Source organism: Leucobacter viscericola, assembly GCF_011299575.1.
In the GTDB taxonomy this organism is placed as follows: Bacteria; Actinomycetota; Actinomycetes; order Actinomycetales; family Microbacteriaceae; genus Leucobacter; species Leucobacter viscericola.
On record NZ_CP049863.1, the window covers coordinates 2,110,480 to 2,127,629 of the forward strand.

At 58.2% G+C, this 17,150-nt stretch carries 17 protein-coding genes, 2 tRNA genes and 1 pseudogene; 9 read left to right on the forward strand and 11 right to left on the reverse strand.

Features of this window, described 5'->3' with window-relative positions:
- Positions 1 to 32: 32 nt before the first annotated feature.
- The 10 genes and pseudogenes from G7068_RS09280 to dnaA form a co-directional block, all read right to left on the reverse strand.
- Positions 33 to 105 (reverse strand) — tRNA-Ala (locus G7068_RS09280).
- 139 nt (positions 106 to 244) lie between these two features.
- Positions 245 to 625 carry a hypothetical protein gene (locus G7068_RS09285; RefSeq protein WP_166291404.1) on the reverse strand — a complete coding sequence of 127 codons (381 nt, stop codon included), beginning with the start codon at positions 623 to 625 and terminating at the stop codon, positions 245 to 247.
- A gap of 172 nt (positions 626 to 797) precedes the next feature.
- A tRNA-Ile gene (locus G7068_RS09290) sits at positions 798 to 874 on the reverse strand.
- Between the two features lie 75 nt (positions 875 to 949).
- Positions 950 to 1,357, reverse strand: a complete 408-nt coding sequence (locus tag G7068_RS09295) for a DUF3566 domain-containing protein (protein WP_166291406.1) — start codon at positions 1,355 to 1,357, stop codon at positions 950 to 952.
- The gene (gyrA, locus tag G7068_RS09300; RefSeq protein WP_166291408.1) at positions 1,350 to 3,893 is read right to left on the reverse strand and encodes a DNA gyrase subunit A; all 2,544 of its coding nucleotides are present in this window, start codon (positions 3,891 to 3,893) and stop codon (positions 1,350 to 1,352) included. The genes G7068_RS09295 and gyrA overlap by 8 nt, the downstream gene beginning before the upstream one ends.
- A gap of 16 nt (positions 3,894 to 3,909) precedes the next feature.
- Complete coding sequence (gene gyrB, locus G7068_RS09305) at positions 3,910 to 5,904, reverse strand: DNA topoisomerase (ATP-hydrolyzing) subunit B (RefSeq protein ID WP_166291410.1); 1,995 nt, start codon at positions 5,902 to 5,904, stop codon at positions 3,910 to 3,912.
- 244 nt (positions 5,905 to 6,148) lie between these two features.
- Positions 6,149 to 6,640: a DciA family protein gene (locus G7068_RS09310; protein ID WP_166291412.1), complete on the reverse strand. Its 492-nt coding sequence runs from the start codon at positions 6,638 to 6,640 to the stop codon at positions 6,149 to 6,151.
- Positions 6,637 to 7,815 (reverse strand): DNA replication/repair protein RecF, encoded by a 1,179-nt coding sequence (gene recF / locus G7068_RS09315; protein ID WP_166291414.1) that lies wholly within the window; start codon positions 7,813 to 7,815, stop codon positions 6,637 to 6,639. The genes G7068_RS09310 and recF overlap by 4 nt, the downstream gene beginning before the upstream one ends.
- A gap of 8 nt (positions 7,816 to 7,823) precedes the next feature.
- Positions 7,824 to 8,966 (reverse strand): DNA polymerase III subunit beta, encoded by a 1,143-nt coding sequence (gene dnaN, locus G7068_RS09320; RefSeq protein WP_166291416.1) that lies wholly within the window; start codon positions 8,964 to 8,966, stop codon positions 7,824 to 7,826.
- Between the two features lie 383 nt (positions 8,967 to 9,349).
- Positions 9,350 to 10,766, reverse strand: a pseudogene (dnaA, locus tag G7068_RS09325) (chromosomal replication initiator protein DnaA).
- A gap of 347 nt (positions 10,767 to 11,113) precedes the next feature.
- On the opposite strand from dnaA, the gene rpmH reads away from it, so the two are divergent.
- The 9 genes from rpmH to G7068_RS09370 all read left to right on the forward strand — a co-directional run bounded on the left by rpmH (position 11,114) and on the right by G7068_RS09370 (position 16,653).
- Entirely contained in the window at positions 11,114 to 11,251 is a 138-nt protein-coding gene (gene rpmH, locus G7068_RS09330; RefSeq protein ID WP_010155609.1) for a 50S ribosomal protein L34, read from the forward strand.
- 19 nt (positions 11,252 to 11,270) lie between these two features.
- Entirely contained in the window at positions 11,271 to 11,621 is a 351-nt protein-coding gene (gene rnpA, locus G7068_RS09335; RefSeq protein ID WP_166291418.1) for a ribonuclease P protein component, read from the forward strand.
- The gene (gene yidD, locus G7068_RS09340) at positions 11,618 to 11,926 is read left to right on the forward strand and encodes a membrane protein insertion efficiency factor YidD (protein ID WP_166291420.1); all 309 of its coding nucleotides are present in this window, start codon (positions 11,618 to 11,620) and stop codon (positions 11,924 to 11,926) included. Before rnpA ends, yidD begins: the two co-directional genes overlap by 4 nt.
- A 4-nt stretch (positions 11,927 to 11,930) precedes the next feature.
- On the forward strand, positions 11,931 to 12,884 hold the full coding sequence (yidC, locus tag G7068_RS09345) for a membrane protein insertase YidC (RefSeq protein WP_166291423.1): 954 nt from the start codon (positions 11,931 to 11,933) through the stop codon (positions 12,882 to 12,884).
- A gap of 2 nt (positions 12,885 to 12,886) precedes the next feature.
- A complete protein-coding gene (locus G7068_RS09350; RefSeq protein ID WP_166291425.1) occupies positions 12,887 to 13,390 on the forward strand; it encodes a Jag family protein in 504 nt (167 codons plus the stop codon).
- A gap of 93 nt (positions 13,391 to 13,483) precedes the next feature.
- On the forward strand, positions 13,484 to 14,116 hold the full coding sequence (rsmG, locus tag G7068_RS09355; protein ID WP_166291428.1) for a 16S rRNA (guanine(527)-N(7))-methyltransferase RsmG: 633 nt from the start codon (positions 13,484 to 13,486) through the stop codon (positions 14,114 to 14,116).
- The gene (locus G7068_RS09360; RefSeq protein ID WP_166291430.1) at positions 14,109 to 15,026 is read left to right on the forward strand and encodes a ParA family protein; all 918 of its coding nucleotides are present in this window, start codon (positions 14,109 to 14,111) and stop codon (positions 15,024 to 15,026) included. Before rsmG ends, G7068_RS09360 begins: the two co-directional genes overlap by 8 nt.
- Before the next feature lie 2 nt (positions 15,027 to 15,028).
- The gene (locus G7068_RS09365; protein ID WP_166291432.1) at positions 15,029 to 16,030 is read left to right on the forward strand and encodes a ParB/RepB/Spo0J family partition protein; all 1,002 of its coding nucleotides are present in this window, start codon (positions 15,029 to 15,031) and stop codon (positions 16,028 to 16,030) included.
- Between the two features lie 170 nt (positions 16,031 to 16,200).
- Entirely contained in the window at positions 16,201 to 16,653 is a 453-nt protein-coding gene (locus G7068_RS09370) for an SRPBCC family protein (RefSeq protein WP_166291434.1), read from the forward strand.
- A 95-nt stretch (positions 16,654 to 16,748) separates the two neighbouring features.
- Here G7068_RS09370 and G7068_RS09375 read toward each other — a convergent pair whose 3' ends face one another.
- Positions 16,749 to 17,084, reverse strand: coding sequence for a GNAT family N-acetyltransferase (locus G7068_RS09375; RefSeq protein ID WP_280116218.1), 336 nt, complete (start codon positions 17,082 to 17,084; stop codon positions 16,749 to 16,751).
- Between the last annotated feature and the right edge of the window lie 66 nt (positions 17,085 to 17,150).

Sequence of the window (17,150 nt, forward strand, 5' to 3'; positions counted from 1 at the left end):
CCGACGCTGTCGAGGTCTTGCAGAAGGACTTGTGGATCCTGGGAGAATCGAACTCCCGACATCCTGCTTGCAAAGCAGGCACTCTACCAACTGAGTTAAGGACCCTTGCGAAACACGATCTTACTGTATTTCATCGAACTGGCCCTGACGGGCTGTCCAACCTGAATTACTATACACACGACTCAGCGACGACGCAAAACGAGTCAGCGTGTCTTGTGGGATCCGCTCGAAGGGAGCGATTGTGTCACGGAATCTCCCTGTAATAACGGCCGACGCCAATCTCAAAAAGCTCGCCGCCGAAAAGGATCTGTGCGACGACGACTCCGATAACACTCGCAATCAATACGGCCGTGAGACCAAACAGTAGGCCCCATCTTCGCCATCCGAGCCAGCCAAGTCTGAGAAGAATCACAAGACCAAGCGCGTGCACGATCAGCAAAGGCACACCGCCCATGAGCTCCCCGGTGCCCTCCATGGTCGTATTGGCACTCAGGGCCTTTCCCTGATCGCTCTCGGCTTCCTGCTGCGCCATGCCGTAGTAAGTCCAGGCCACAGACATCACCAGAACACCAATAGATGCAAACACCCAAAACACGATGCGATCACGCGGGTTGATCTCTTCCATACTCGCGCGATAGCGAGATCGTTTGTTTGATGGTGTCGCCAAGATCCGCCCTCGTTCCTGCTCCGATTGGAATCACCGTGATCGGTGTCCGCACAGTATTGCAGACGCTGGATTCTGAATCCTCAGAGAAGCTACGAAGGGCAGTCGATTTCTCGACTGCCCTTCGCGTTTTTGGTGGGGCTACCAGGACTTGAACCTGGGACCTCTTCATTATCAGTGAAGCGCTCTAACCACCTGAGCTATAGCCCCTTGACCAAGCAACGACTCTACCGGAAACGGGCTGAAAATTAAAATCCTCAACCCGCCCCTGGCGAGCCGTCGTGCTTAGTTGCTCGTAAAGCCGAGCTGGAACCCGCCGAGCACACGCACGAGCAGGTTATACACGAGTGCGCCAACCGCACCAAGAGCGGTGCCAACAATGGTGTTCAGGATCGCAACAACCACTGAGAATCCAAGCACCTGCTGGAAGCCGATCAGCTTCATGAGGCTGTTCTCTTCACCCACGATGTCCATGAAGACGGCGTCGACCGAGTTGAACACGCCCGTTGTCATCAGTACCGAGTAGATCAGGATGGTTGCGACGATGCTCACAATGGCCATACAGATCGAAACCAGGAACGAAAACTTGACCGCAGACCAAAAGTCAACGTAGACCAGCTTGAGCCGCACCTGCTTTGAGGGTGCTTTCTTGCGGGTCTTCTTTGCCAGCTTGTCGGCGACAGTGTTACTCATTCACGGTTTCCTTGTTCTCTGCAGGTTCGGCATCCTGGGTCTCGGACTCTTCATCATCGAGCCCACGCTCCGAATTTCGCGCGATGCCAATAATACGGTCACCTTCTGGGAATCTTGCAAATACGACCCCCATCGTATTCCTGCCCTTTGCGGGAACCTCGGCCACATCGGACCGAACAACCTTCCCGCTCGCAAGCACAGCAAGCACTTCGTCGGTCTCATCAACGATAATTCCGCCGATCAGATCACCGCGTGCCTCGTCGAGCTTCGCGACCTTAATTCCGTAGCCACCACGCTGCTGCACGCGGTACTCTTCCACCGCGGTTCGCTTGGCGTAGCCGCCCTCCGTGACAACAAATACGAAGCCACTCCCCTCGCTCAAGCGGGAGGCGGAGAGCAAGGTGTCACCCTCGCGGAAGTTCATACCGCGAACGCCACTCGTCGAGCGACCCATCGGGCGAAGTGCCTGATCAGATGCGGTAAAGCGCACTGACATGCCCTGCTTTGAAATCAGCAGCACATCGTCTTCCGACTCCGCGAGCAACGCCGAAACCAACTCGTCTTCGTCACGCAGCTTGATAGCGATGATGCCACCTGTGCGGTTCGTGTCGTAGTCGGTGAGCGCTGTCTTTTTGACGAGACCGTTGCGGGTAGCGAGCACCAGGTAGCCGGCATCACCGAAGTCACGCACATCGAGGATCTGCGTCACCATCTCATCAGGTGCGAGCGCCAGCAGGTTCGCGAGATGCTGGCCCTTTGCGTCGCGACCACCCTCGGGAATCTCGTACGTCTTTGCGCGGTACACACGACCGGTGTTTGTAAAGAAGAGCAGCCAGTGGTGCGTTGTCGTCACAAAGAAGTGCTCAACGATGTCATCTGCGCGCAGCTGAGCACCCTTGACACCCTTGCCACCACGATGCTGCGAACGGTAGTTGTCGATCCTGGTCCGCTTGACGTACCCGCCACGCGTGACCGTAACGACCATCTCCTCTTCGGGGATCAGGTCTTCCATCGACATGTCACCGTCGTAGCCGTGCAGGATCGTTGTGCGGCGGTCGTCACCGAACTTTGCAACAATCTCATCGAGCTCTTCAACGATGATGCTGCGCTGCTCCGTCGGCGAGGCGAGGATGCCCTCGTATTCCTTGATCTGCGCCTCGAGCTTTGCCGCGAGGTCAAGAATCTTCTGGCGCTCCAGCGCCGCGAGGCGACGCAGCTGCATGCCGAGGATCGCATCAGCCTGGATCTGATCGACGTCAAGCAGGCTCATAAGCCCGCTGCGGGCGTCCTCAACGGTCGAAGAGCGGCGGATGAGGGCGATGACCTCATCAAGGGCGTCCAGGGCCTTCAGATAGCCGCGCTGGATGTGAGCCTCGGCCTCGGCCTTCCTGAGGCGGTACTCGGTCCGGCGAACGATAACCTCGACCTGGTGCTTCACCCAGTAGGTGATGAAGCCGTCGATCGCGAGCGTACGCGGCACTCCGTCAACGATGGCGAGCATGTTGGCGCCAAAGTTGTCCTGAAGTTGAGTGTGCTTGTACAGGTTGTTCAGAACAACCTTGGCGATCGCGTCGCGCTTGAGCACAACAACCAGCCGCTGGCCGGTACGACCACTGGTTTCGTCGCGGATATCTGCGATGCCCTGAACCTTGCCATCCTTGACGAGCTCCGCAATCTTCATCGCGAGGTTGTCAGGGTTTACCTGGTACGGCAGTTCGGTGACGACGAGACAGGTGCGGTTCTGAATCTCTTCGATGTTGACCACTGCACGCATCGTGACAGAGCCACGGCCGGTGGTGTACGCATCGCGAATGCCCTTGGTGCCGAGGATCTGAGCGCCCGTCGGAAAGTCGGGGCCTGAGATGCGCTGCAGCAGCGCCTCAAGCAGCTCCTCGCGGCTGGCCTCGGGGTTCTCCAGGTGCCACTTCGCTCCGGCGGCAACCTCGCGGAGGTTGTGCGGCGGAATGTTTGTGGCCATACCAACGGCGATACCCACCGAGCCGTTGACCAGCAGGTTCGGAAAGCGAGCGGTAACAACCGTCGGCTCCTTAGTGCGGCCATCGTAGTTGTCTTGGAAGTCGACCGTCTCTTCATCGATGTCGCGCACCATTTCCATGGCGAGCGGCGACATCTTTGTCTCGGTGTACCTGTGAGCTGCAGCACCGTCGTTGCCGGGGGAACCGAAGTTACCCTGCCCAAGCGCGAGGGGGTAGCGCAGCGACCATGGCTGCACAAGACGCACAAGAGAGTCGTATACAGCTGTGTCACCGTGCGGGTGGAACTGACCCATGACGTCACCGATAACACGGGTGCACTTCGAGAAGGCCTTATCGGGGCGGTAACCACCGTCGTACATGGTGTAAATCACACGACGGTGAACAGGCTTTAGTCCGTCGCGCACGTCGGGCAGCGCACGCCCAACGATTACACTCATGGCGTAATCGAGGTAAGAACGCTGCATCTCGACCTGCAGGTCGCGCTGGTCGATCCTGCCGTGATTTGCTTCTGAGGACGGTTCTTCCTGATCGGAAGTCATTTCGGGAGTCTGATTCTCAGATGTCAAGGAAGCGCACGTCCTTCGCATTTTGCTGAATAAATCCGCGTCGAGCCTCAACGTCTTCGCCCATCAGAGTGGCAAAGACCTCGTCGGCTGCGGCCGCGTCGTCCATGGTGATCTGCAGCAGTGTGCGCGATCCGGGGTTCATCGTGGTCTCCCACAATTCTTCGTAGTTCATCTCGCCGAGGCCCTTGTAGCGCTGAACGCCACTCTCCTTCTGCAGACGACGTCCGGCGGCAGCACCAGCCTCGAGCTGTGCGTCGCGCTCGGCGTCACTGTAGACAAACTCGTGTTCGGCGTTGGTCCACTTGATGCGGTACAGCGGCGGCTGCGCGAGGTACACGTAGCCGAGGTCGATCAGCGGGCGCATGTACCGGAACAGGAGTGTTAGCAGCAGCGTCGTAATGTGCTGGCCGTCAACATCAGCATCGGCCATCAGCACGATCTTGTGGTACCGAGCCTTCTCTGGATCGAAGTCCTCACCAATGCCGGCACCAAATGCCGTAATCATGGCTTGAACCTCAGCGTTGTTCAGCGCACGGTCGAGACGCGCCTTTTCAACGTTCAGGATCTTGCCACGAAGCGGGAGGATCGCCTGCGTTTCAGGGTTACGTCCGGTCTTGGCAGAACCACCTGCCGAGTCGCCCTCCACGATGAAGATTTCTGAAACGGTGGGGTCTTTGCTGGTGCAATCCGACAGCTTGCCGGGCATACCACCAGACTCGAGAAGACCCTTACGTCGAGCGGTCTCACGCGCTTTGCGGGCCGCGAGACGTGCTGTCGCAGCCTGAATCGACTTACGAATAATGTCTTTCGCCGGGCCAGGGTTACGCTCGAACCAGTCGCCGAGCTGATCGCCAACGACCTTCTGAACGAACGCCTTCGCCTCGGTGTTCCCAAGCTTTGTTTTGGTCTGGCCCTCGAACTGGGGCTCCCCCAGCTTCACCGATACGACCGCGGTCAGACCCTCACGCACATCATCACCAGAGAGGTTCTCGTCTTTTTCACGAAGGATGTTCTTCTCGCGGGCGTAACGATTCACCAGTGTGGTGAGCGCCGCACGGAAGCCTTCTTCGTGGGTACCACCCTCGTGAGTGTTGATCGTGTTTGCGTACGTGTGCACACTCTCGGAGTACGAGGTGGTCCACTGCATCGCGACCTCAACGGAGATGTGCTTTTCTTCGTCTTCAGACTCGAAAGAAATGATCTCGTCGTTAACAACCTCGGCGCGCTTCGCTGCGTTGATGTGCTCAACGTAGTCCTCGATGCCCTTTTCGTACATGAAGACATCGTGCGGTGCCGGCGAAGCGACGAGCTCGCCCTCGGCATTCTCGACTGGCTCCTGAGGACGAAGATCGGTGAGCTCGATCCGCAATCCCTTATTCAAGAACGCCATCTGCTGGAAACGAGTTCGCAGCGTGGTGTAGTCGAACTCGATCGTCTCAAAAATATCTGGGCTAGGCCAGAACGAGATTGTCGTGCCAGTTTCTTCGGTTGCTTCGCCCTCAGCAAGAGGAGCATTTGGAACACTGTCGGTAAAGGACATGTTCCACGTGAAACCTTGGCGCTTAACCGCAACCTCGAACCGGCTTGAGAGCGCGTTTACAACGGAGGATCCAACACCGTGGAGACCACCCGAAACCGCGTATCCTCCGCCGCCAAACTTTCCACCGGCGTGCAACACGGTCAGCACAACCTCAACCGTCGAACGCCCCTCCGTTGGGTGCATATCGACTGGGATGCCTCGACCGTTGTCGATGACCCTCACGCCACCGTCCTCGAGAATGGTGACGTCGATCAGGTCACAATGCCCGGCAAGGGCCTCGTCTACCGAGTTATCGACAATCTCATATACGAGGTGATGAAGCCCTCGAGGTCCGGTTGACCCGATATACATACCGGGACGCTTCCGCACCGCCTCAAGTCCTTCGAGCACCTGGATGTCACCAGCGCCGTACTGCTCCGCGGCTGCGGACTGTTCTGAACTCATGCCTTGAATGATCCTTCTCTGGGCGTCTCAGAGCGTGTTTTCACCCCGGATACTTCCGCACACCAGCCTATCAACAATCCCGCCCTAGAGGCTGTATTGTGACCCATCTAGGTAGGTATTTCGATCGGGATCATCCCCCAACAGCTTGTGTCGCGCTCTTCCAGCTCCGTAATGCTCGAGAATTGCGAATTTGTAGCCTCGAATTCTTGCGCCCGAACTTTTCGTCGGCGCCACAAACGTCAAACTACCCGTAGGTGTCGCGTGGACCGCGGCCCTGAACCGTTCGAGGTCCGTGCCTCCAGCTGGGTGCCCCGGGCGCCATGAATCGCAGGTCGCGAATTTCGGCGTCTGGGTATTCCTTAAGCAGACGCGTCAGCATTTCTCCACGAAGGCGCCGCAGCTCGGTCGCCCACGTGGTCGAGTCACACTGCACCTGCAAAACGCCGTTGCTAATCCCAATGACCGTGGTGTGTTCAGCGGTGGATTCTCCGGCGAACTCAGCCCACTCTTCGATAACTCGAGCCTGATCAAGCTCTGCACTCCAGCCCATATCGGTAGCCATGGTACTGAGCACATCGACGAGAGCCTTCGGATCCCGCCCAAAACCAAATGGGGTCCCCTCCCCCTCGGTCTCACCGGATCTCACCTTGCGCCGACGCACTGGCTTTCCGCGCCAGACAGATTTGGCGTGCAAATAGGCCGATGCCAAAAACTCCGATCGGTTTGAGGCGGTCACTGTGTTTCCTCTTCGACGATTGTTCCTGCCTTGATCCTTACGCGATGCCAGGGGACGTTATCGGGCACGTCATCTTCGACAGCAGCGGTCACAATGACCTGCTCATACCCCTGAACCGCCGTCATCAGACTCTGCCTTCTACGCAGATCAAGCTCCGCAAACACGTCATCCAGAATAATTACGGGATCCCCCGCGGATGATTCTTCTCGCAGTATTGAGGCGAGGGCCATCTTCAGGGAAAGCGCAAAAGACCAGGATTCTCCGTGGCTCGCGTAGCCCTTCACCGGAAGTTGGTTGAGGGAAAGAACCAGGTCATCGCGGTGTGGACCCACCAGAGTAACGCCACGTTCGAGCTCCTTTGATCGAACAAGACGCAGGGCCTCATGAAACTCGGTGGCAAGTGTTTCACGTGAAACGCTGGCGAGCTGCTCTACATCGACTGTTTCACGTGAAACAGTCGAATCATCGACCCGCACTTGCGCCACAGATTCATTGAGAGAGAGTCGGGGTGCATGATCCTGATCAACAAGAGCCTGGTATCCCGAGCGCAATGGCTCACCAAGATCGCGGATCAATTCCCTTCGCGCAAGCATGATTTGGGTCCCGTACTCCACGAGCTGCTCATCCCAAATACCGAGGGTGGACTCGATTGCACTGGAACTCGAACCCCTACGCGCTGATTTCAGCAGAGAAGTGCGCTGGCGAACCACTCTTTCATAGTCACCAAGGGCGCCAGCTGCCACTGGAAAACGCGCCACGAGCGCATCATCAAGGAAGCGACGACGTCCTGATGGTTCTCCACGAACGATCGTAAGGTCTTCTGGAGCAAAAACTACCGCCGCAAACCACCGGGTTACCTCTCGTGCCCTCGCTGCGTTGCGGTTGATCTGAGCGCGATTCGGCCCCTCCCGGTTCAGCTGCATCTCGAGAACGACTTCTCTATTAACAGCTTCGATGCGCATTCGCATGATCGCAGCATCCGCACCCGAACGAATGAGAGGAGCATCGCTGCTCACACGGTGAGACCTCACCGTAGCAAAGTAGGCGATGGCCTCGACTAGGTTGGTCTTGCCCTGGCCGTTCCGGCCAAGCAGAAGATTTGGGCCGGACTTCAGTTCCAGCTCTGCCGCGCGGTAATTGCGAAAATCACTCAGTGATAGATGCGAGACTCGCATCGCGATTCCTAGCGCAACAGCAAGTTAGGCTGCAGCAGATAACGGAAGCTCTCTTCATCGGCTTCCTCCTTGCTGCTTTGGCTGGTAATCAACACGGGTCCGGGCTTGCCAGGAGTATCCGTACGCGTGAATGCGATCCGCGCAAACTCGGAGTGTGTTGATCTTAGTCCATCGAGCAGGAACTGCGGCTTCAGGGACACAACCATCTCTTCGCCGACGAGATGAACATCGACGGTTTCTACTGCCTGAGCGGCTTCTGTTCCCGCAGCCTCAAGCGTGACGGTTCCCTCGACAAAAGAGAATCGCAACGCTGCTTCCCTCTCGAGAACCAGACCCACACGCCCAACAGCCTCAACAAGCTCGGCCGTGTTCATGACTGCATAGTTGTCAATGTCCGTCGGGAACAGCCGACCAACGGGAGGATAATTTCCCTTGATGAGCAGCGACGTAACCGTCTTTGAGGCACCGGTAAACGCAATAAGCTCGCGCTCTCCATCCTTCACGATGGAGACCTGAACCTGGCCGTCATTGGCGAACGTCTTGCCAACCTCGGTAACGATCTTTGAGGGTACCAGAGCGGTGAGCGTCTCTTGCGCCCCCTGGCTCTCCCAGTCGATGCTGCGAGTAGCCACACGATAACGGTCAGTTGCCGTCAGAGTCAGTGAGTTTTCACTCACCTCGAACTGGACGCCGGTGATAACGGGTGTTACATCGTCTTTGGATGCCGCAAGCGAAACCTGAGCAATGGCATCGGCAAACTCCTCGGCCGGAACCGAGCCTGAAACGGAGTCAACGCGAGGAACCTGTGGGTACTCCTCGGCCGGCATGGCGGGCAAACTAAACGTCGCGGATCCACAACGAACTTCGACTCGACTCTCGAGAAGTGAAACCTCAACGTCAGAGTGGGGCAAACGCGAAGCAATCTCGCTGAGCAAACGCCCGGATACCAGGGCGCGGCCGGGCTCGGAAACCTCAGCGGTAATCGTGGTTCGAGCCGAAACTTCATAGTCGAAGGAGGAGATCGTCAGTTGATCGCCTTCGGCTTCGATAAGCGCGCCACTCAAGAGTGGTTGTGTTGGACGCTGCGGAAGAAGCTTCACCGCAAACGAAACCGACTCGCTAAACACGTCACGATTGACGGTGAATCGCATGTGGCTTCCTTTCGGGTGAAACATCGGGGACTGCCTCACAATCTTTGCATACTCGGAGGCTCGTAGCATCCGCAGTTCACAAAACTTGTCGATTCCAGACTTCGACCCGTCCGGAGTGCGTGATCGATTGCCCCTTTAAAGAGAAGAGAAGTGTTAACAGTGTTAACACTTGTGGATACTGTGGATAACTCGCTCGATCCCAATCGTTTCTAGAGAACTACAACAATGTGAGATGTGGGGGTGGAGTGGATGACCGGAGATCCGCTGGATCATGCCGATCCTCCGTGAAAGGTTGTCATCCACAAGGTGATCCATTTAGTCCACAGATTTGGGCGAGTTATCCCGAGTTATCCACAGGAACCTGTGGGGTGTGGAAAACAAAGCTACCGCGAACCCTGTTTGATGTGGGTCGTCAGCTCTGTGACCTGGTTATAAATTGAGCGGCGTTCCGCGATGAGCTGAGTGATCTTTTTGTGCGCGTACATCACGGTTGTGTGATCCCTACCGCCAAACAGCTGCCCGATTTTCGGGAGCGAGAGGGGGTGAGTTCACGGCACAGGTACATCGCAATCTGACGAGCAGTTGCGATCTGCTGTGCACGGGACGGGCCGTACAGTTCATCGATCGAAAGTTCGAAGTACTCGGCCGTGCGGTTGATGATATCGGTCGGCTGAACTTCGTTGTCTGCATCGAGTGTGATCAGATCCTTGAGCACCGTCTGCACGAGCGGCATGTCAATCGGTTGCTGATTCAGGCTCGCATAGGCGGTCACGCGTATGAGGGTGCCCTCGAGCTCGCGAATGTTTGACGAGAACTTGCTCGCAATAAATTCGAGGATGCTTGTGTCGATCTCGAGATTCTCGCGCTGCGCCTTTTTGCGCAGGATCGCGATCCTCGTTTCAAGGTCGGGAACCTGAATATCCGTCAGAAGGCCCCATTCGAAGCGAGAAAGCATGCGCTCCTCGAAACCGCGCAGCTGCTTCGGCTGGACATCACTCGTGATGACCACCTGTTTGTTGTGATCGTGGAGTGTGTTGAAGGTGTGGAAGAAGGCTTCCTGTGTTTCGACCTTGTCCTCGAGAAACTGGATGTCGTCGACGAGCAAGATGTCGACACTGCGATACCGAGCGTGAAATGCCGCACCCTGGTTATTCGCAATCGAGTTGATGAAGTCGTTGGTGAAGTCTTCCGAGCTGACATAGCGAACACGAACATCGGGGAAGAGTTCTCGCGCGTAGTGTCCGATGGCGTGGAGCAGGTGAGTTTTGCCGAGCCCGGAATCACCGTAGATGAAGAGCGGGTTGTAAGCACGGGCCGGTGCCTCCGCAACCGCGACCGCTGCGGCGTGGGCGAATCGGTTTGACTGGCCAATCACAAAACTGTCGAAACGGTACTTCTCGTTCAGGCGACTATCGAGCGGCTGTTCCTCCGCGCCATGACGCCGGCGAGGTTCGTCAACCGGACGAGGGGTATCGACCTTCATCCCGAAATCGGCAACATCTTCGTCGCGCGGCTCAGGATCGAGGCTCGGATGCGCTTCCTCATCAACGATGACGATGAAGTTCTGGATCATCTCAGCTTCTGGAATCTGAGCGACGGCGGCCATGATGGCGGGGCGAAGTCGATTCTCGAGAAGCTTGAGCGTGAATTCAAGTTGAACGGCGAGGTACAGTGTTCCGGCCGCAAGGCCCTCGGCACCGCGAGTGCCAACTGCGCGCCGACTGCGGGGCCGACTGCGGGGTCACTCATGACCGCCTGGGTCACCCTGGCCCAAACTTCTTGAATTTCGTGCTCGGTCACGCTGATTCCCCGGTCGTCTGCAAAAATAGAAATTGAACGATGTTGTACCCAAGTTTATCCACAGGTCGGGCCAGAAAAAATCGCGTAATTATGTCAATTCCGTGCAGCCCAAGGCATCTGGGCCAACGCTAGCTACAGATTTGTCCACAGGCAAGCTTTGAGGCGAAATCGCACTATCAAATGACAATTTTCCGCCGCACTTTGACGTGATTCCCCTTTCCGCGTAGACTTACTACCTTGTATGGGCTGCAAGCCTGGTGTTTTTGTGCCAGCGCGTCGCCCCACATCCGACTTTCTCGTTGCCACAGAGCTGCGGGGAGCTGTTCCATAAGTCACGGAGTCTTTTCATGAGCAAGCGTACGTTCCAGCCCAACAACCGTCGTCGCGCAAAGGTGCACGGTTTCCGTGCCCGCATGCGCACCCGCGCGGGTCGCGCCATTGTCGCCGCACGTCGCGGCAAGGGCCGCTCGAAGCTCACAGCTTAATTCCCGACCCGGGCCGATTATGCCTGCTCGGCAACATCGAATCACCCGGGGTGACGACTATCGACGCATCGTGCGTTCTGGTCGCCGCGTGGGCGGTGCCTTAGGCATAACCCACGCGGTTTTTCGTACTCCAGAAGATCCAGCGCGCTTCGGCTTCATCGTTTCTAAAGCCGTTGGTAACGCGGTGACTCGAAACCTCGTTCGGCGTCGCCTCAAGTTAATCGCTCAGCGCCAGATCAACGATGGGCTTTCTGGTGTCGATATCGTCTTTCGGATGTTGCCCGCGAGTGCTTCAGCAACCTTCACTGAACTTGAGGGTGAAGCCAATCGTGCGCTGAGCAGGTTTCGCAGGGAGGCCGATGCTCAATGAAATCGGCACTGCTTGAAATTTGGCTTCTCCCCCGCAATCTTGCGATTGCCTTCATGCACGCGTACCGTAGAGTCGTTTCTCCCCTCTACGGTGAAGTGTGCAGGTATTATCCATCCTGTTCCCGGTACGCTCTTGAGGCATACCAACAGCGCGGTTTTGTCGTCGGAGTGGTCTTGACCACCTGGCGGCTGCTGCGGTGTAACCCCTTTAGTTCGGGCGGCATCGACGATGTTAAGCCCGGGCTTCGACGCTACCTCGTGATTAGCTCACGCGGTTTTGTCCGTCCCACCCAGCGAAAGGCCTAAACCGGTGGATTTCTTCGAGACAATACTCTGGCCGCTGCGTTGGCTCGTTGAGCTCGTGCTTGCGGTCTGGCACCAGGTCTTTACCTGGTTCGGAATGGATCCCGCCGGCGGACTTACCTGGCTGCTGTCCATCATCGGTCTGGTGGTTGTCGTGCGTTCGGCACTGATCCCGATCACCGTTCGCCAGATTCGCTCGCAGCGACGCATGATGGATCTTGCGCCCGAGATGAAAAAGGTGCAGGACAAGTACAAGGGTAAGAAGGATCAGTTCTCGCGTGAGGCCATGAGCCGCGAGACTATGGCTCTGTACAAGAAGCACGGCACCAACCCGTTCTCCTCGTGCCTGCCGATCCTGATCCAGATGCCCATCTTCTTCTCGCTGTTCTACGTGCTGCGTCACGCCGCGGAGAACACCCCCGGCATTGGCTTCATGAACGAGAAGCTCACCGCGAGCTTCAACCAGGCGGACCTGTTTGGTGCGCCGCTCAAGATGACCTTCACCCAGGGTTGGGAGCAGGGCAACTGGACCATCGTTGTCATGCTCGGCCTCATCATGATCCTCATGATTGCCTCGCAGTTCTTCACGCAGCTGCAGATCATGTCGAAGAACGTATCCGACGAGACCAAGAACTCCCCGATGTACCGCCAGCAGCGCATCCTGCTTTACATCATCCCCTTCGCATTCCTGTTCTCGGGTGTGACCTTCCCCCTCGCCCTGAACATTTACTGGTTTACCTCGAACCTGTGGACCATGGGTCAGCAGTTCATCGTGATTCGTAACATGCCGACACCCGGCAGTGAGGCTTGGCGCGCGCGTCAGGCACGACTCCGCGCCAAGGGTAAGCTGACGGAAGAAGAGGCAGCTGTTGAAGACGCGCGCCAGGCGCGCGAGACTGGCCAGCAGGGCCAGCGTCAACAGCCAGTGAGCGCCAAGCGCGCAAAGAAGAAGGGCAAGTAAGCGTGACTACCGAGCAAACGGAGAGTGATCGTCCCACTGAGGAACTCAGCCTTGCAGAGCTTGAGGCCGATGGTGATCTGGCGGCTGATTACATCGAGGGTCTTCTCGATATCGCGGATCTTGACGGTGACATCGACATCGATGTTGCAAACGGTCGCGCCTATGTCTCCGTCACCGGCGGTGACGAGAGCCTCGATCGCCTAGCCAGCTCAAGTGCCGTCCAGGCACTGCAAGATCTGACGCGTCTCGCCGTTCAGGCAAAGACGGGCCGTTTCTCACGTTTGATCGTGGATGTTGGCGGATCCCGCAGCGCTCGTGAACTCGAGCTCAAGAAAATGGTCGACGCTGCAATCGCGCAGATTGCCGCCGGTCGTGAGCAGGTCGCACTCGAGCCGATGTCGTCATATGAGCGCAAGCTTGTGCACGACGAGGTTGCCGAGCGTGGTTACTTCTCCGAGTCCAAGGGTGAGGGGCGGGATCGCCGCCTCATCATCAAGCGTCCATAGGTCACCAACTGGTCAGGGCTGTTTCACGTGAAACGAGCAGTCGGGATCGTGCGGGTTGACGTGTAGTTATTTGAGCCGCGGAATCGGAGAGCAATGATCGAGACGGAACCTTCGGTAACCGCGGAGCTTGCCGGTGATCGTGTTGACGTACTGCGAGCGTTCACTGCGGATCTCGCTGCCCGCGGTGAAGAACTCGGGCTCATCGGGCCCCTCGAACTTCCGCGTCTGTGGACTCGTCACATACTGAACAGCGCTGTGCTTGCGCCGCTCATTCGAAGCGGTGGACGCGTGGCCGACATCGGCACCGGTGGTGGGATGCCCGGGCTGGTGCTCGGGATCATTCGACCCGATGCAGAGTTTTTGCTGATTGAGCCTATGGAGCGCCGCTGCGCCTGGCTGAACGAACAAATCGAAGGACTTGAACTGACCAACGTTGAGGTTCGCCGGGGCCGCGCCGAGGAGTTTCATGGTGCCTTCGAGGTGGACCAGGTCACAGCTCGTGCCGTAACCGCGCTGCGCAAACTCGTTCCGCTGACCGCTCCCCTGCTGCGCGACGGCGGAGAGATGTTGTTCTTGAAGGGGGCCGCGATCCACGACGAAATTGAGGCGGCCCAGAAAGTGCTCAAGAAGTATCGCCTGCAAGATATTTCGGTCGAAGAGCTCGGTGAGGGTCAGCTGACCGAAACAACACGCGTATTTCGGGCTAGGCTTGGTACCCATGGCTGAAGTGGAGAATTCGCTCGTCGGCGACCACCTCGTCGACAAGATTCGGCGACGCCGCAGACTCGCGGAAACACGATCACCCCTGCCCGAGACAACGCGGGTCATTACGGTCTCGAACCAAAAGGGTGGCGTGGGTAAAACGACCACCACCGTAAACCTCGCTTCGGCCCTCGCGCGCCGCGGTGCGAACGTTCTCGTGATTGACCTTGACCCGCAGGGCAACGCGTCGACCGCGCTCGGTGTGCAGCACCGACCCGAGGTGACCAGCATCTACGATGTGCTGCTCGGCGACAACAGTCTGCAGGATGCGCTTCAGGTCTCGACCGACAACGAGAACCTCCACTGCGTACCCTCAACGATCAACCTGGCCGGAGCCGAGATTGAACTCGTTTCGCTTGTTGCGCGTGAGCAGCGCCTGCGCACGGCCCTCGAAACTTTCCTGCGTGAGTCAGAGCGCACGTACCACTACGTGTTCATTGATTGCCCTCCCTCACTGGGGCTGCTGACGGTTAACGCGTTTGTTGCGGCAAACGAGGTGCTGATCCCGATCCAGTGTGAGTACTACGCGCTTGAGGGTCTGAGTCAGTTGCTTGGCAACATCCAGTTGATCCAGAAGCATCTCAACCCTGGCCTGCAGGTCTCCACGATTCTGCTCACCATGTACGACGCGCGCACCAACCTCGCCCAAGAGGTTGCTGGCGAAGTGCGATCTCACTTTCCAAACGAGGTGCTGAACGCCGTGGTTCCGCGATCCGTTCGAATTTCTGAGGCACCCAGCTACGGCCAGACGGTGCACGCGTATGACGGTGCTTCCATTGGTGCGCTGGCGTACTTGGAGGCGGCGGCCGAGATGGCCGATCGTGGCGCAAGTGGAAAAGAACAGGCAGACGCCGCGAACAACGAGAGGGCATAGCGATGGCGACCAAAAAACGAGGCGGACTCGGCCGTGGCATCGGCGCGCTGATCCCCCAAGCGCCATCAAACGGAGAAGAGCGTCCTGTGGATGTGTTCTTCCCCTCGAACGGTGCTGCTGCAAAGGTCGCAGCCGAGGCCGAGGAAATTTTGGACGCGGCTGAAGCCGCGGAGGCAGAGCTCCGTGAGGTTCCGGGTGCTCGACTTACCCGTCTCGACGTTGCTGACATCGTGCCCAACAGTGCGCAGCCGCGTACTGAGTTCGATGAAGAGGCTCTTGAAGAGCTGACCCACAGTGTGCGCGAGTTCGGTGTGTTCCAGCCGATCGTGGTGCGCGAGATTGACACTCCCGCCGCGGACGGCCCCCGCTATGAGCTGATCATGGGTGAGCGCCGTCTGCGCGCCTCGAAGCGGGCAGGCCTCGAAACGATCCCCGCGATCGTTCGCAGCACCGCCGACGAGCACATGCTGCGCGACGCACTGCTCGAGAACCTGCACCGCGCGCAGCTCAACCCGCTCGAAGAAGCATCGGCCTACCAGCAGTTGCTCGCAGACTTCGGGATCACACAAGAGCAGCTCGCAACCCGAATCGGTCGCTCGCGCCCGCAGATTTCGAACACCATTCGCCTGCTGAAGCTGCCCGAGACGGTGCAGAGTCGGGTCGCCGCTGGAGTGCTGACTGCCGGACACGCGCGCGCGATCCTGTCGCTCGATGGTGACTCTGACTCAATGCAGCGCCTCGCCGACAAGATTGTCAACGAGGGACTCTCCGTTCGTGCCGCAGAGGCGGTCGCGGGTGAGACCCCCAAGCGCAAGCTGCCGAAGCCGCGAGCCGGTGGGGTGCAGTCGCAGCTCGGCGAGATCGCTGAGCGTCTGGGTGATCGCTTTGATACCCGCGTCGCAGTGAAGCTTGGGGCGAAAAAGGGTCAGATCATCATCGATTTCGCGACGATCGCAGACCTGAAGCGGATTCTCGCAGAGTTGGATGATCCGGGGTTTAGTTAGGTTCCGGTGGATCGGCGAAGGCGATACGCCGTTCGCTTAAACGGGGTCCCCCGCCGTGTCGCTTCGCGCCACGCCAACCCCGATGCGCTCATCGCCGCACCGCCTTCGCCGATCCACCTCGCCTGCTGAAATTGTGGAGCCTTTCGCCTGCGTGTGTTTGACTTGGCCTCATGACTGAACAAGCACGAGTTGTTTCTGCCGAGCGCATTATCGCGGCCCAGCCCGAGGTTATCTTCGAGCTGATCGCTGATCCATCACAGCAGCCGCGTTGGGACGGCAATGACAACCTTGCCGAGGCGGCGCCCGGGCAGCGGGTGCACAAAACTGGCGACGTGTTTGTGATGCGGATCACCAAGGATCAATTGCGAGAGAACCACGTCGTCGAATTTGATGAAGGTCGTCGCATCGCCTGGTTGCCCTCCCCCGTTGGGGAGACACCACCCGGCCACCTGTGGCGCTGGGAGCTTGAACCGAGGGGTGATGGCAGCACAATCGTGCGTCACACCTACGACTGGACCGCACTCACTGACGAAAAGCGCATGGTACGTGCGCGAGCGACAACGGCAGATTCGTTGCGGGCGTCGATCGATCGCCTCGCGGCGCTCGCCGAGACTGCTGCTTAGCGCCGAGCTTGCGCACCACCGCCGAGCCTGCGTCTCACCGTCGAGCCTGCAGTTCTGAACCACAGGTTCAGCAGTGAAATGCAGCCTCGGCGAGGTTAGTTGTCGAACGCGGGCCAAGAGCGAGCGGCTCGGTCATCAGAGGCGAGGATCCCCGCTATCCAGCAGTCTTGGCGCGTGTCCGGGTGGGCGATTCCTAGCCGAAGGATGCCCTCGTAATGAAATCCGAGGGCTTGTGCTGCCCGAGCCGAAGCAACATTTCCAACTACAGCGCGCCACTCGATCCGCCCAAGCGCGGCCCCCGCTGGTGAAAAGCTCCAGTCGATCACGGCTCTCGCAGCCTCGGTGAGCAATCCCTGCTTGCGAGCTGTACGGGCAAGCCAGAAGCCGAGCATTACGTTGCAGTCTAATGAAGCGGGGCTGCAGCCGCCCAGGTGACGGTCAAGTTATGGCCCAGATCATTCGTGAAGCATCGCACCTTTTTACGAGTTAGTTCTACC